Raw genomic sequence first — 12,893 nt, 5'->3', positions numbered from 1 at the left:
CAAAGGCTTGCCGGGAGGGAGCGGTTGGGGCGCGCCGCGCGTTTCATTGGCTGCAAGTTCCGCAACGACACCTTCAACGCCTGGGGAACGCCCATGCAATCGTCAGACCCCAACCATCCGATCACCTGCGCCCGCGAAAGCGGCCGCGTCCGCGTGCTGTTCGAGGGCCACGAAATCGCCGACAGCGACGACGTGCTGGTGCTGCGCGAGGCCGACTATCCGCCCGTCCGCTACTTCCCGCGCGACGACGTGGCCATGGCCTTCCTGCGCCGCTCGGACAAGACCACCCGCTGCCCCTACAAGGGCTCGGCCAGCTACTACACGATCTATCGCGACGGCCAGATCATCGAGGACGCGGTGTGGTCCTACGAGGCCCCGTTGCCGGGCATGGAGCGCCTGGCCGGACGCCTGGCCTTCTATCCCCAGCACGTCGACTTCCAGAACGACGCGCCGAGCCCGGCCGAAACGGCGGTCATCCCGCCCGGGACGGCTCCGCGCAACGCCCGCGACATCGACGAGATCGTGCGCCACACCGACAGCGGCTCGGGCTCCAGCCAGGCCGAGCACTGGGACGCCAACGTCTCGATGCCCGACGACGAGGCCTGGGAGGGCGACGAGGACCAGGTGGTCGGCCGCCCATATCATGGGACCGGATCGATCTGAGCGCCCGGCGGCGAGCGGCCAAGTCGGGGAGTCGACGCAACCCCCTGTGTGGTAACGCACATTTTTGTGACTGCGCGGCTCCGTTGGCCCTTGCCAAGCGTTGCAACCCAGGAGATCGTATCAAATGAAACCGCCCGCTCCCGCCCCCGAGGGAGAACAGAGGCGGGGGAGGAAGACATGGCTTATCTCAGCATGGGGGCGCGCCCCGATACCGCGCCCTCGCGTCGCCGAGTCCGTTGGAGCCGGGTCGCCGTCGTCGGCGCCAGCATCGTGCTCTGGGCCGGCCTTATCGCCTTGGCCACCGTCCTCTTCTGATTTCACGGAAACGGCTGTCAGCCCGCGCGTTCCTTCGCCGATGACGAGGAGCGTCGCATGACCGTGCATCCCTGCCGCCCGATCACTATCGGCGTCGCCCGCCCGGCCGACGCCGTCTACGATTATGCGGCCGATCCCGAAAACATGTCCGAATGGGCCGCGGGCCTGGGCGACGGCTTGCGTCGATCGGCCGACGAAGACGGCGTGTGGATCGCCGACACCCCCGCCGGCGAGGTCCGCGTGCGGTTCTCTCCCGCAAACCCGTTCGGCGTGCTCGACCACTGGGTGATCCTGCCGGACGGAACCGAGATCTCCGTCCCCCTGCGCGTGGTGGCCAACGGCGACGGGGCCGAGGCGACCCTCACGCTCTTTCGCCTGCCCGACATGGACGACGCCGCCTTCGAGCGCGACGCCGCCGCCGTCACCCGCGACCTTGAGGCGCTGAAGGCCAGGCTGGAACAATCCTCCCCCTTCAGGGGGAGGGCCTAATCCTCCGCCAGCGGCGAGCGGAAGAACCGCGCCCAGGCCCAGGCAGCCAGCCAGCAGGCCATGGCCCAGGCCGCGCCGACGCACCAGCCGGCCAGCACGTCGCTGGCCCAGTGGACGCCGAGATAGACGCGGCTGAGCCCCACCAGCACCGAGAAGAACACCGCCGACGCCAGGGCCAGGGCCTTGACCCGGCGCCTGGGCGCAAAGCGCGCGGCCAGGGTTCCCAGGGTCAGGAACACCACCGCCGACAGCATGGCGTGGCCGGACGGAAAGCTGGGATTGGCCGCTTCCACGGCGCGATAGACCAGATCGGGCCGCTCGCGCAGGAAGAGGTGCTTCAGTCCCTGGCTGATGCTGACACCGCCCACCGCGCCGACCACCAGCACCAGCGCCTCGGCCCAGCGGCGCAGGCTGGCGCAGATCGCCAGGGCCAGCAGCACCAGCAGGGTCAGCACCGTCACCGAGCCCAGGGCCGTGACGTCGGCGGCGGCCGTGTGCAGCCATTCCGGACCGATCAGCTGGTGCGGCTGGCCCGGCACGCGCAGCGCCTGCAGGATCTGGAAATCGAGGGCGCGGGTGTCGCCCTCGGCCACCTCGTCGGCGATGTTCAGGAAGGCCAGCAGGCCAAGGCCCGCCACCAGCAGGGCGGCGGTGGCGGCGATCTCGCGCCGGGCGGACCGCAGCAGCAGGGGCAGATCGCGACGGGGGTTCAGGCGGAGCTTGAGCGGCATGCACCCTCAACGCGCGAAAAGCAGATCGGCCGCAACCGGTATTCGTCGTGTATAGCTACAATGTTTCATGAAAGAAACATGAACCGTTCCTGAGTTGCTTCGTTCATCACCAGTCCAAATCGACCTCACTAAGGTGGAGGCATCGAAGGGAAAGGACTTGTCATGAAACGTCTCATCATCACCGCCGTCGCCGCCTCGCTGCTGGCCGGGACCGCCCTGTCGGGGACCGCCATGGCCCAGCCCCGTCACGACGACCGTCACGACCGCTACGAGCAGCAGCGCGCCTACGAAAAGGGCCGCCGCGACCAGGCTCGCTACGAGCGCAAGGAAGATCGCCGCGAGTACCGCCGCTGGGCCAAGGGCCAACGCCTCGACGCCCGCTATCGCGGCAACGGCTACTACGTCAGCGACTACCGTCGCCACGGCCTGCGCGCCCCGCCCCGCGGCTACCGCTGGCAGCGCGTGAACGACCAGTACATCCTGGCCGCGGTCGCCACCGGCATCATCGCCTCGGTGATCATCGCCAACAACTAGGGCTTTCCAGTCCCAGGCGAAGGGCGGCGGAGCAATCCGCCGCCCTTTTCTGTTTCAGGGAACCTCCCCCTCTGGGGGAGGCGGCCGAAGGCCGGTGGGGGGATGGTTTCAACCGCCGCGGAATTGAACCGTCCAGGCGAGACTCCCCCCACCGATCGCCATGCGATCGCCTCCCCCACGGGGGGAGGTCCCTTTGGGGCTGGAGCATCAGTTTCGAGCAATTCCCCCTTCCCCTCCCAGGGGCGGAGCGCTAATCGAAAACCCATGCCCGAACTGACCGACAGCCACGCCGCCGATCCCCTGATCACCCTGGTCCCGGACAAGTGGGTGACGCTGCGCGACGCGTTCGGCGTCGACAGCGACATGAAGGTGCCCGCCTTCTCGCACCGCGATCCGCACGTGCCCGAGATCGATCCGGCCTACCGCTTCGACCCGCAGACGACCAAGGCCATCTGCGCCGGCTTCGCCAAGGACCGCCGGGTGATGGTCCAGGGCTATCACGGCACTGGCAAGTCGACCCACATCGAGCAGATCGCCGCGCGCTTGAACTGGCCGCTGGTCCGCGTGAACCTCGACAGCCACGTTTCCCGGATCGACCTGGTCGGCAAGGACGCCATCGTCCTGAAGGACGGCAAGCAGATCACCGAATTCCGCGAAGGCATCCTGCCCTGGAGCCTGCAGCGCCCGATCGCCCTGGTGTTCGACGAATACGACGCGGGCCGTCCCGACGTGATGTTCGTCATCCAGCGCGTGCTGGAGGCCGGCGGCAAGCTGACCCTGCTCGACCAGAACCGGGTGATCCGCGCCAATCCCTACTTCCGTCTCTTTTCGACGACGAATACGATCGGTCTTGGCGACACCACGGGGCTCTACCACGGCACCCAGCAGATCAACCAAGGCCAGATGGACCGCTGGTCGATCGTCACCACGCTGAACTACCTCGAGCACGACGTCGAGGCGGCCATCGTGCTGGCCAAGAACCCGCACTACGACACCGCCGAGGGCAAGCGCACCCTGGCGGCCATGGTCCGCGTGGCCGACATGACCCGCAACGCCTTCATGAACGGCGACATCTCGACGGTCATGAGCCCGCGCACGGTGATCACCTGGGCCCAGAACGCCGAGATCTTCGACGGCGACATCGGCCTGGCCTTCCGCCTGACCTTCCTCAACAAGTGCGACGAGCTCGAGCGCCCCACCGTGGCCGAGTTCTACCAGCGCGCCTTCGGCCAGGACCTGCCGGAAAGCGCCGCCCGGGTGAAGGTGGCGTAAGACCCGCCTCCAGAACCTTGGAAAAACGATCGAAGGCGGCCCCTCGCAGGAGAGGCCGCCTTCTTCGTTTTCGGGACGCTTCCAGCCTAGTTGGTCTTCAGGTCCATGATCGTCCGGTCGCCCTCGCGGAACATCTCCATGCGCTTGACCGCGCCGGGCGGCAGGTCGCGCGGGTTGAAGCCGGCCGGCGCCGGCTTGCCGTCGAGCCGGAACTCGGTGCTTTCAGTGTTTCCCTTCACGTGCACGTCGCCCTGGTAGACGACGCGATCGGGCTTGTCCTTGAAGGTCTCGATGCTGTCGGCCTCGATCCGCACCGGGCTGAAGGTGGCCCCCGAAGGCAGGCTGATCGTCGGCAGCGACACCGACCGGGCGGGCGCCGCCTCGGGCCGGGGCTGGGCGTGGCGGGCMTCGTCGGCCAGGGCGTTGGCGCCCATGACGCCGCCGCCGGCGACCAGCAGGGTCAGGGCCGCGACGGCGATGCGGCGGGCGCCGGAGATCGGCGCGGCGGGGTGCAGGATGGAGTCGAGGCGCATGGCGGTCGGGGTCCTTTCTCGGCCAGTGAACGCGGGGTGCAGGGAAGGGTCGGCGGCGGCCTGGCGCAGCACGTCGACCAGGGCCTGGGCATAGGCCCGGCGCGCTTCGGGCGGGGCGGCGCCGACGGCGATCTCGTCGCAGACGGCCTCGCGGGCGGCCAGCATCCGCCGGCGCAGCAGGTTCGTCAGCGGCGACAGCCAGAAGAGGCCGGCCAGCAGTTCCTCGACCGGCAGGCGCAGGTTGTCGCGGCGGACCAGGTGGGCCAGTTCGTGGCGGCAGATCCGGATCAGGGTCTCGCGCGGCAGGGTCTCGACCAGTCCGGCCGGCAGCAGGATGGCCGGGCGGCGCACGCCCGCCAGCAGCGGCTCGGCCACGCCGGCTCCGACCAGCACCCGCGGCGGCGCCACGCCCAGCGCGCCGGCCTCGACGGCGACGGCCTGGGCGAGATCGGCGTCGGCCGGCCTCGCCCGCGCGACCACCGCGGCCAGACGCCCGCGAGCCAGCAGCCAGCCCGTCGCCCTGAACAGCACGCCGACCAGCGACAGCGCGAGCAGCCCGCCGGCGATCCAGGCGGCCGAGGCGGCCCAGTAGCGGGGCCGCCCCGCGTCGACCCCGCTGAACTCGGTCAGGTCGACCGACAGCGGCGCCGGCAGCAGCACCCGCGGCTGCTGGGGCAGCGGGATCGCCGCGCCCAGCAGGGTGGCGGCCAGCACGGCGGCCGGCAGCAGGAAGGCCAGGCCCCAGACCAGCGCACGGACGCGCGGCGCGGGCGTCAGCCCCTCGACACTCCAGCCGAGCAGGAAGCCGAGGGCCCCCACGGGAAAGGCGGCGACGAGGCCGAAGCCGAAGGCGGCGAGCAGGGGGCTCATTTCGAAGGCTCCTCGTCGCGGACCTGGTCGTCGGCGGCGGCCAGCAGGGCCTGCAACTCGTCCAGTTCGGCGGCGCTGAGCAACTGGCTGCCCGAGAAGGCCGAGGCCGGCAGCGGCCCGTCGATGTCGAGCAGGCCGCGCAGGCGCTGCAGCACCCCGCCGATCACCGCCACCTTGGCCTTGCGCGGACGATAGACGGCCAGGCCGTGCACGGCGCCGCGCTCCAGCAGCCCCTTGGCGACCATGCGCTCCAGCACCGTGCGGGTGGTCGAGCCGCTCCAGCCCAGCGAGGCCTGCACGGCGGCCTGCACCTCGCGCGCGCTCATCGCGCCATCGCGCCAGAAGGCCTTCATGACCTCCAGTTCCAGTTCGGACGGATCACCCATGCGTTTGCCTCACGACTTCATTAGCGATGACGCTACATTTGTAGCGCCCTCAAAGTCAACCGGCGATCTCCGAGCCAGGGAAGACCCGCTTGCCTTGCAGCGGCAACGGCGCTTAAGGCTGGCGCAAGCTTCACTGGAGCGCGTTCATGCTCGCCTCGATCCGCCACGGCTTCTCGAACCTTTGCCGGTTTTCAGGCCGCGACCGGCGCGGTCGGTTCTGGCCGTTCGCGGGCTTCGTCGTGATCGGCGGCCTGATCGGGATGAACCTGGCCATTCTGCCGATCTTCACGGCCGCCTTCGTCGCGGCCGATCCGTTCGCGGACGGCGGCTCGGGCTTCCGCCCCTTCTTCTGGATCATGGGCGCGGGCACGGCCGCGATCGTCGCCCTGCTGGCGGCCGCCGTGACCCGTCGGTTGCACGACATCGGCCGCTCGGGCCTTTGGGGCCTGCCTCCGGCGGTGTTCCTGGCGATCGGCCTGGCGCTGTTCCCGGTCTTCTTCGAAGGCGCGATCGCCGGCGACGAGACGACCATGTTCCTGTTCCTGCCGCTGTTCGCCAACAACCTGGCCTACATGGCCTCGCTGGTCATGCTGGTGGTCTTGCTGTGCCGGGCGGGCAAGCCCGACGACAATCGCTACGGCCCGGAGGCGTGAGCATGACCCGCTGGAAACTGGCCGGCGCCGTTGTCGCCGCGATCCTGACGACGGGCTGCGCGCCCTCCGCCGAGGAGGCGACCAAGGCCGCCATCCTGGCGCGCGACGTCGCGGCCCTGCGCGAGGCCCTGGCCGCCAAGCCCGACCTGGAACCGCCCTGCGGCCCCTACGACATCTGCAAGCCGCTGGCCCTGGCCGCCAGCCACGCCGACCTCGAGATGGTCCGCATGCTGATCGAGGCCGGCGCCGATCCCAACGGCCTCAACGCCTATGGCGACACGGCCTTCATGGTCGTCGGCGACATCCACTCGATCAAGGGCGGCCCAGCCGCGGATCCGGCGACCATCCGCGCCTATCTGCTGGCCCACGGAACCGACCCCAACTACTTCAACCAGAGCGCCGCCAGCGCCTTCATGGGCAGCGCCGCCCTGGGCGACATCGCCGCGCTGGAGCTCTGCCTCAAGCACGGCGGCAAGATCGATCTGCAGGCGCCCGACGGCGGCTTCACCCCATTGATGGGCGCGGCGCAGTTCGGGCAAGCGCAGTCCGTCCGCTGGCTGCTGGCGCACGGCGCTAATCCGTCGCTGAAGGACGACAGCGGCCGCACCGCGCGCAAGGTGGCGCAGGACGCCGGCCACCACGCCGTGGCCGCCCTGCTGCCCTAGGCCTTGTCGCCCGCGATCTCGAACAGCAGCTCGCGCACCCAGCGGCGGCCGGGATCGCGGTGGGTGCGCTCGTGCCAGACGGCCAGCTTGGTGAAGCCGGGGATCGCCACCGGCGGATCGCGGAAGACCAGGCCCTCGGCGTCGTCCAGCAGGCGCCGCGGCGCGACCGCGATCAGGTCGGTGGTCCGCAACAGCTTCAGCAGGATCAGGAAGCTGGTCACCGACAGCGCCACCTTTCGCCGCCGCCCGAGCTTGGCCAGGGCGGCGTCGGTGGGGCCGAAGAACGGCTCGCCGAAATAGGAGACCAGCGCGTGGTCGAGTTCGCAGAACCGATCCAGCAGGATCGGTCCGGCGGCGTCGGGATGGTCGGCGCGCAAGGCGCAGACATAGGACTCGTCGAACAGGCGCTGCGAATGCACGCTCTGCGGCAGGGTCTCGGGCGACATGAAGCCGATGTCGACCTCGCCCCGTTCGAACTGCGTCAGCACCCGTGCGTCCTCCATCGGCCTGACGGCGACGACCATGTTCGGGGCCCGGGCGCGCAGGGCGGCGATGAACGGCGCGACGATGGCCTGCAGGGCGTAGTCGGTCGCCGCCAGGGTCAGGGTGAAGCTGGCCGTCGCCGGATCGAAGGCCGCAGGGCGCAGCAAGGCCTCGACCTCGGCCAGCACCTGCCTGACAGGCCCGGCCAGCTCCAGCGCCCGCGCCGTGGGGGTGACGCCGCGCTGGGCGCGCACGAACAACGGATCATCGAACCCCTCGCGCAGGCGCGCCAGCATGCCGCTGACCGCCGGCTGGGTCAGGGCCAGGCGCTCGGCCGCACGGGTGACGCTGCGCTCGTCCATCAGGGCGTCGAACGTCTTCAGCAGGTTGAGATCCAGGGTTTTGATATCGCGCACGCTGATGAATCCGATATCGAATGACGATTGGCGTTATGACGGCTTAGGGCGCATCCCTCACCGGGTCCAGGGGCCTCCCCGCCCCGCCCCGCCTGAAGGCTTCCCCCATGCACGCCATCCGCTGGCCCGAGGGCTACCTGCCCGGAACCACCGACAACTTCGTCTCCAACGAGATCATCGTCCCAGACCTGACCGCCGCCGACGCCTGGCCCTATCTCGCCACCGCCACGGCCTGGCCGACCTACTACGAGAACGCCGCCGACATCGCGTTTCACGACGTTCCCGGCCCAAGGCTGGCGGACGGCGCCCGCTTTTCCTTCACCACCTTCGGCTTCCCCGTCGAAGGCCGGGTGGTCGAGTTCGTCCCGCCGGTCGCGGGCGATCCGGCCCGTATCGCCTGGCGCGGCTGGGTCGAGGGCGAAGGCGAGGCCCGGCTCGACGTCCACCACGCCTGGCTGCTGGAAGACCTGCCGGGCGGCCGCCTGCGGATCCTGACCCAGGAGACCCAGAACGGCGGGCCGGCCCGCGACCTGGCGGCCACCCTGCCCAACCCGATGCTCAACGCCCACCAGGCCTGGCTCGACGGCCTGGCCCGCGCGGCGCGCTCGCGAGCGCCGCTCGAATAACGGACATTGTGCCCCCAAGGCACAGGTCTTGCGCCCGAACGGCACTTGAGACGCACCGGTCGGGCCTACACCTCTGCCGCCTCCATTCCCTTTCCTCCCCGAAAGAACCCGCCCGCATGTCCGCACTGTTCACGCCCTTCCGCCTGAAGGACGCCCAGCTTCGCAACCGCATCGCCATTCCGCCGATGTGCCAGTACAGCGCCGAGAACGGCGTCACGACCGACTGGCACCTGCCCCACTACGCCGGCCTGGCGCGCGGCGGCGCGGGCCTGGTGATCGTCGAGGCCACGGCCGTCTCGCCCGAAGGCCGCATCAGCCCCGGCTGCACCGGCATCTGGACCGACGAGCAGGCCGAAGGCCTGGCGAAGATCGCCGCGGCCATCAAGGCGGCCGGCGCCGTCCCCGGCATCCAGATCGCCCACGCCGGCCGCAAGGCCAGCGCCAACCGTCCGTGGGAAGGCGACGACCACATCGCCGAGGGCGATCCGCGCGGCTGGGAGACCATCGCCCCCTCGGCCATCGCCTATGGCGCGGGCCTGCCCAAGGTTCCGCGCGAGATGACCCTGGCCGATATCGAGCGCGTCAAGGCCGACTTCGCCGCCGCGACCCGCCGCGCCCGCGAGGCCGGCTTCGAATGGCTGGAGCTGCACTTCGCCCACGGCTACCTGGCCCAGAGCTTCTTCTCGCACCACTCCAACCACCGCACCGACCAGTACGGCGGCGACGCGCACGGCCGGGGCCGGTTCATGGAAGAGGCCCTGGCGGCCGTCCGCGCCGAGTGGCCCGAGAACCTGCCGCTGACCGCCCGTTTCGGCGTGCTCGAATATGACGGCCACGACGAGCAGACCCTGGCCGAGTCGATCGACCTGACCCGCCGCATGAAGGCCGGCGGCCTGGACCTGCTGAACGTCAGCGTCGGCTTCACCATCCCCAACACCAGCATTCCGTGGGGCACGCCGTTCCTGGGCCCGATCGCCAAGCGCGTGCGCGAGGAAGCCGGCCTGCCGGTGGCCTCGTCCTGGGGCCTGGACGCGCCCAAGCTGGCTGAAAGCCTGGTCGCCAGCGAGCAGATGGACCTGGTCATGATCGGCCGCGCCCACCTGGCCAACCCGCACTACCCCTACGAACTGGCCCAGATCCTGGGCGTGGATCGTCCTACCTGGGCGACGCTCCCGGCCCCGTACGCGCACTGGCTCGACAAGTACCGCCCGGCGGCCGAACTGGCGGCGGCCGCGGAATAACAACCCTCTCCCGGAGGGGAGAGGGAGGGCCCCGTCGCATCGCGACGGGAGGGTGAGGGGTGACGGCGCCCGACGGCGTGCCGGCACGCCGGTTGAAGGCGTAACCCCTCATCCTCCCACGCCTGACAGCGCGGGCCCCTCCTTCTCCCTATGGGAGAAGGTGAAACTCTAGAGCGGCACCGCGAAGGTCTGCTTCACGGTCTGGGCCGGGATGTCGGTCTTGACGTTCAGCACGCCCCGGATGCGGCTGAGGTGATCGGCCTGGAAGCGGCGATAGGCGGCGATGTCGGCGGCGACCACGCGCAGCAGCATGTCGCAGTCGCCGAGCATGACGTAGCACTCGACCACCTCGGGCATCTTGTTGATCTCGGCCACGAAGTGGTCGACGGCGTCCTCGTGCTGCGAGTTCAGCCAGATGCGGGTGAAGAAGGTCTGGCCCCGCCCCACCTTGGCCGCGTCGACCACGGCCACGTAGCGGGCGATGACCCCCGTTTCCTCCAAGATCCGCACCCGGCGCAGGCAGGGCGAGGGCGACAGGCCCACCCGCTTGGCCAGTTCGGCGTTCTGGATGCGGCCGTCCTTCTGCAGTTCGCGCAGGATGCGGCGATCGATGTCGTCCAGCTTCATGGAATCCAGAACCAAGATTTGGCGATCAGCTTCGCTCTGATGCCAATCATCGATCATATGGGAGCATGATCGCAACCCGATTGCGCAGGGTTTGCGCTAGGCTGCCAATCCTTCCCGCAACCGCCCTCCCCCGGTCGCCCATGACAATCGAAACCTGCGCTCCCGCCGCCATGCCTGGCGAGCGGCTCTCCGAACTGCGTCCTGAGTCCGGGCGCGACCGATCGCGATCCGAATTTCGGCGCGGCCTGCTGGCCTCGCTGCCGGTGACCGCCGGGTTCACGCCCTTCGCCCTGGTGCTGGGCGCCCAGGCCGCCCAGAAGGGCCTGTCCGTCGTCGAGACGCCGCTGATGACCGGCCTGAACTTCGCCGGCGGATCGGAGTTCGCGGCCATCGGCCTGTGGACCTCGCCGCCGCACCTGCTGCTGATCGCAGCCGTGACCCTGATGGTCAACAGCCGCCACCTGCTGATGGGCGCGGCGCTGGCGCCGTTCCTCAAGACCCTGCCCAAGCGCCGGGTGCTGCCGGCGCTGTTCCTGATGTGCGACGAAAGCTGGGCCATGGCCCTGGCCGACGCCAAGGCGCGCGGGACCTTCAGCCTGGCGCACTATCTGGGCGTCGCCCTGCCGATGTGGCTGGCCTGGATCGCCTTCACGACGCTGGGCGCGATGGTCGGGCCGGTGCTGGGGAACGTCGAGACCCTCGGCCTCGACATGGCCTTCCCGGCGATCTTCCTGGTGCTGCTGCGCGGCATGTGGACCAGCTTCCGGGCCGCCCGCCCCTGGCTGGTCAGCCTGGCCGTCGCCGCGAGCGGCCACCTTCTGGCGCCGGGCGCCTGGACGGTGGCGGCCGGCGCGCTGGCCGGCCTGCTGACCGCCTGGCTGTGGGCCGCGCCGAACAGGAAGGAAGCCGCCGCATGATCTCGCTGCCCGTCCTGGCGACCATCCTGGCCATGGCCGCCGTCACCTACCTGACCCGCATCGGCGGCTATCTGGTGCTGCGCAACCGCACGCTGGGCCCGCGCGCCACGGCGGTGATGGAGGCCGCGCCCGGCTGCGTGCTGATCGCGGTGATCGCCCCGCACTTCGTCTCGCCGCGCCCGGCCGACCTGCTGGCCCTGGCCGTCACCTTCCTGGCGGCCCTGCGCCTGCCGATGCTGGCCGTCGTGCCGATCGGCGTCATCGCAGCCGGCGGGCTGCGCTGGCTGCTGGGCTAGAGGCCCTAACCCATCGCCCAAGCCCAGGGCATCGCACGATATTGCCTGTCATCCCGGCCGTAGCGAAGCGGAGCGCCGGGACCTCCCACGCTTGCCGAGCCTGCCGACGTGAGAGATCCCGGCTCTGCGGATCGCTAACGCGCTCCTCCGGCCGGGATGACAAGTTTCTTTGGGCTTCAGTGAGACCTAAGCGTCCAGCCGCCAGGCGGCGTCGAAGGCCGCGGCGTCCACCTGGACCAGCGACATCCGCTCGTCGCCGTCGACGGCCTCGTAGCCCGCCCGCAGGTTCTCGGTGCTTTCGAAGAAGTCGCCGTCCGTCAGGTTCTCGGCGTCGGGGCCGAAATAGTTGGCGACCGTGTCGCGCTCGCGGCGACCGTCGCGGTAGATGTCGACCATCCGCAGCACGCGGCCTTCGTCGTCGACCTCGTAGAACAGGGTGACCGGCTCGTCGGCGTGGGCGTGGGTCCAGTCGCAACGGTAGTGGGAAAGGCTCATGGCGGCTCCTTTCCCCGAACCACGGCCGCGAGGCAAGGCCCGGCCTTGCCAGCCCGGGCGCGCGCCGCCATGTCTTCCTCCATGACCACGCCCGCCGAAGACCTGCTCGACCGCGCGGCCGCCGCCGCCCTGTCGCTGGCCGCCGACCGCCCCTGGCCCCAGATCGCCCTGCGCGACATCGCCGTGGCCGCCGGGGCGCCGTTCGCCGAGCTCTACGTGAAGGCCGACAGCAAGGCCAAGGTGCTCTCCCACCTGTCGCGGCGCTTCGACCAGGCGGCCCTCAACGCCGACGCCGGCGAGGGCGCGGCCGCCCACGACCGCCTGTTCGACGCGGCCATGGCCCGGGTCGAGGCGATGGAGCCGCATCGCCACGCCCTGATCGCCATCGCCAAGTCCGAGGGCCTGGCGCACGCCGCCCTGCGCTTTCCCAGGACCGCCCGGGCGATCCTGGAAGCCGCCGGGGTCGAGGCCACGCCCGTGCGCCTGGCGGCCATGACCGCCGTCTGGGCCCGCACCCTGCAGGTCTGGCGCGACGACGAGGGCGCGCTGAACCGCACCATGGCCGAACTCGACAAGCGCCTGAAGCAGATGGCCGACCAACTGGCCAAGGTCGGCGCGGGGCTCTAGCGCACCGGTAGCGATTGCGCCAAAACTCCCTCCAAAGTTAAGCTTTCCGCCCCA

At 70.2% G+C, this 12,893-nt stretch carries 17 protein-coding genes; 11 read left to right on the top strand and 6 right to left on the bottom strand.

Features of this window, described 5'->3' with window-relative positions:
- Positions 1–93: 93 nt before the first annotated feature.
- Positions 94–663: a DUF427 domain-containing protein gene (locus AC1DCG_RS01160; protein ID WP_477028351.1), complete on the top strand. Its 570-nt coding sequence runs from the start codon at positions 94–96 to the stop codon at positions 661–663.
- Between the two features lie 372 nt (positions 664–1,035).
- Positions 1,036–1,467: an SRPBCC family protein gene (locus tag AC1DCG_RS01155; protein ID WP_477028352.1), complete on the top strand. Its 432-nt coding sequence runs from the start codon at positions 1,036–1,038 to the stop codon at positions 1,465–1,467.
- Here AC1DCG_RS01155 and AC1DCG_RS01150 read toward each other — a convergent pair.
- On the bottom strand, positions 1,464–2,198 hold the full coding sequence (locus AC1DCG_RS01150; RefSeq protein ID WP_477041343.1) for a phosphatase PAP2 family protein: 735 nt from the start codon (positions 2,196–2,198) through the stop codon (positions 1,464–1,466). The genes AC1DCG_RS01155 and AC1DCG_RS01150 overlap by 4 nt on opposite strands.
- A 162-nt stretch (positions 2,199–2,360) precedes the next feature.
- On the opposite strand from AC1DCG_RS01150, the gene AC1DCG_RS01145 reads away from it, so the two are divergent.
- A complete protein-coding gene (locus AC1DCG_RS01145) occupies positions 2,361–2,732 on the top strand; it encodes an RcnB family protein (protein ID WP_165261527.1) in 372 nt (123 codons plus the stop codon).
- 264 nt (positions 2,733–2,996) lie between these two features.
- Complete coding sequence (gene cobS, locus AC1DCG_RS01140; RefSeq protein WP_165261525.1) at positions 2,997–4,004, top strand: cobaltochelatase subunit CobS; 1,008 nt, start codon at positions 2,997–2,999, stop codon at positions 4,002–4,004.
- Positions 4,005–4,090: 86 nt separating this feature from the next.
- On the opposite strand, the gene AC1DCG_RS01135 is transcribed toward cobS, so the two are convergent.
- On the bottom strand, positions 4,091–5,407 hold the full coding sequence (locus AC1DCG_RS01135) for a M56 family metallopeptidase (RefSeq protein WP_477041342.1): 1,317 nt from the start codon (positions 5,405–5,407) through the stop codon (positions 4,091–4,093).
- Entirely contained in the window at positions 5,404–5,793 is a 390-nt protein-coding gene (locus AC1DCG_RS01130; protein WP_165261521.1) for a BlaI/MecI/CopY family transcriptional regulator, read from the bottom strand. Before AC1DCG_RS01130 ends, AC1DCG_RS01135 begins: the two co-directional genes overlap by 4 nt.
- Positions 5,794–5,939: 146 nt before the next feature.
- On the opposite strand from AC1DCG_RS01130, the gene AC1DCG_RS01125 reads away from it, so the two are divergent.
- Both AC1DCG_RS01125 and AC1DCG_RS01120 read left to right on the top strand, forming a co-directional pair.
- Positions 5,940–6,446, top strand: coding sequence for a DUF805 domain-containing protein (locus AC1DCG_RS01125; protein ID WP_477028356.1), 507 nt, complete (start codon positions 5,940–5,942; stop codon positions 6,444–6,446).
- Positions 6,447–6,448: 2 nt separating this feature from the next.
- Positions 6,449–7,111, top strand: a complete 663-nt coding sequence (locus AC1DCG_RS01120; protein WP_477028357.1) for an ankyrin repeat domain-containing protein — start codon at positions 6,449–6,451, stop codon at positions 7,109–7,111.
- Here the strand turns inward: AC1DCG_RS01120 and AC1DCG_RS01115 are convergent.
- Positions 7,108–8,010, bottom strand: coding sequence for a LysR family transcriptional regulator (locus tag AC1DCG_RS01115; RefSeq protein ID WP_477028358.1), 903 nt, complete (start codon positions 8,008–8,010; stop codon positions 7,108–7,110). The two genes, AC1DCG_RS01120 and AC1DCG_RS01115, sit on opposite strands and share 4 nt — an antisense overlap.
- A gap of 107 nt (positions 8,011–8,117) precedes the next feature.
- Between AC1DCG_RS01115 and AC1DCG_RS01110 the strand changes: the two genes are divergently transcribed.
- Both AC1DCG_RS01110 and AC1DCG_RS01105 read left to right on the top strand, forming a co-directional pair.
- On the top strand, positions 8,118–8,636 hold the full coding sequence (locus tag AC1DCG_RS01110) for an SRPBCC family protein (RefSeq protein ID WP_477037126.1): 519 nt from the start codon (positions 8,118–8,120) through the stop codon (positions 8,634–8,636).
- Positions 8,637–8,752: 116 nt separating this feature from the next.
- Positions 8,753–9,877, top strand: coding sequence for an NADH:flavin oxidoreductase/NADH oxidase (locus AC1DCG_RS01105; RefSeq protein WP_477028360.1), 1,125 nt, complete (start codon positions 8,753–8,755; stop codon positions 9,875–9,877).
- Positions 9,878–10,045: 168 nt separating this feature from the next.
- On the opposite strand, the gene AC1DCG_RS01100 is transcribed toward AC1DCG_RS01105, so the two are convergent.
- The gene (locus tag AC1DCG_RS01100; RefSeq protein ID WP_116490302.1) at positions 10,046–10,504 is read right to left on the bottom strand and encodes an Lrp/AsnC family transcriptional regulator; all 459 of its coding nucleotides are present in this window, start codon (positions 10,502–10,504) and stop codon (positions 10,046–10,048) included.
- A 140-nt stretch (positions 10,505–10,644) separates the two neighbouring features.
- Here AC1DCG_RS01100 and AC1DCG_RS01095 point away from each other — a divergent pair, with 140 nt between their 5' ends.
- Both AC1DCG_RS01095 and AC1DCG_RS01090 read left to right on the top strand, forming a co-directional pair.
- Positions 10,645–11,421 (top strand): AzlC family ABC transporter permease, encoded by a 777-nt coding sequence (locus tag AC1DCG_RS01095; protein WP_477028361.1) that lies wholly within the window; start codon positions 10,645–10,647, stop codon positions 11,419–11,421.
- Positions 11,418–11,717: an AzlD family protein gene (locus AC1DCG_RS01090; protein ID WP_165261507.1), complete on the top strand. Its 300-nt coding sequence runs from the start codon at positions 11,418–11,420 to the stop codon at positions 11,715–11,717. Before AC1DCG_RS01095 ends, AC1DCG_RS01090 begins: the two co-directional genes overlap by 4 nt.
- A 186-nt stretch (positions 11,718–11,903) precedes the next feature.
- Here the strand turns inward: AC1DCG_RS01090 and AC1DCG_RS01085 are convergent, their stop codons facing one another.
- The gene (locus AC1DCG_RS01085; protein WP_477028362.1) at positions 11,904–12,212 is read right to left on the bottom strand and encodes a DUF6881 domain-containing protein; all 309 of its coding nucleotides are present in this window, start codon (positions 12,210–12,212) and stop codon (positions 11,904–11,906) included.
- 81 nt (positions 12,213–12,293) lie between these two features.
- Here AC1DCG_RS01085 and AC1DCG_RS01080 point away from each other — a divergent pair, with 81 nt between their 5' ends.
- Positions 12,294–12,839, top strand: coding sequence for a TetR family transcriptional regulator (locus AC1DCG_RS01080; RefSeq protein ID WP_477028436.1), 546 nt, complete (start codon positions 12,294–12,296; stop codon positions 12,837–12,839).
- The last annotated feature ends 54 nt before the right edge of the window (positions 12,840–12,893 follow it).

The sequence above is a fragment of the Caulobacter sp. 10L414 genome (assembly GCF_056395525.1).
The sequence above is the reverse complement of the archived record's forward strand: the minus strand, read 5'-3'. Positions and strand labels throughout refer to the sequence as shown.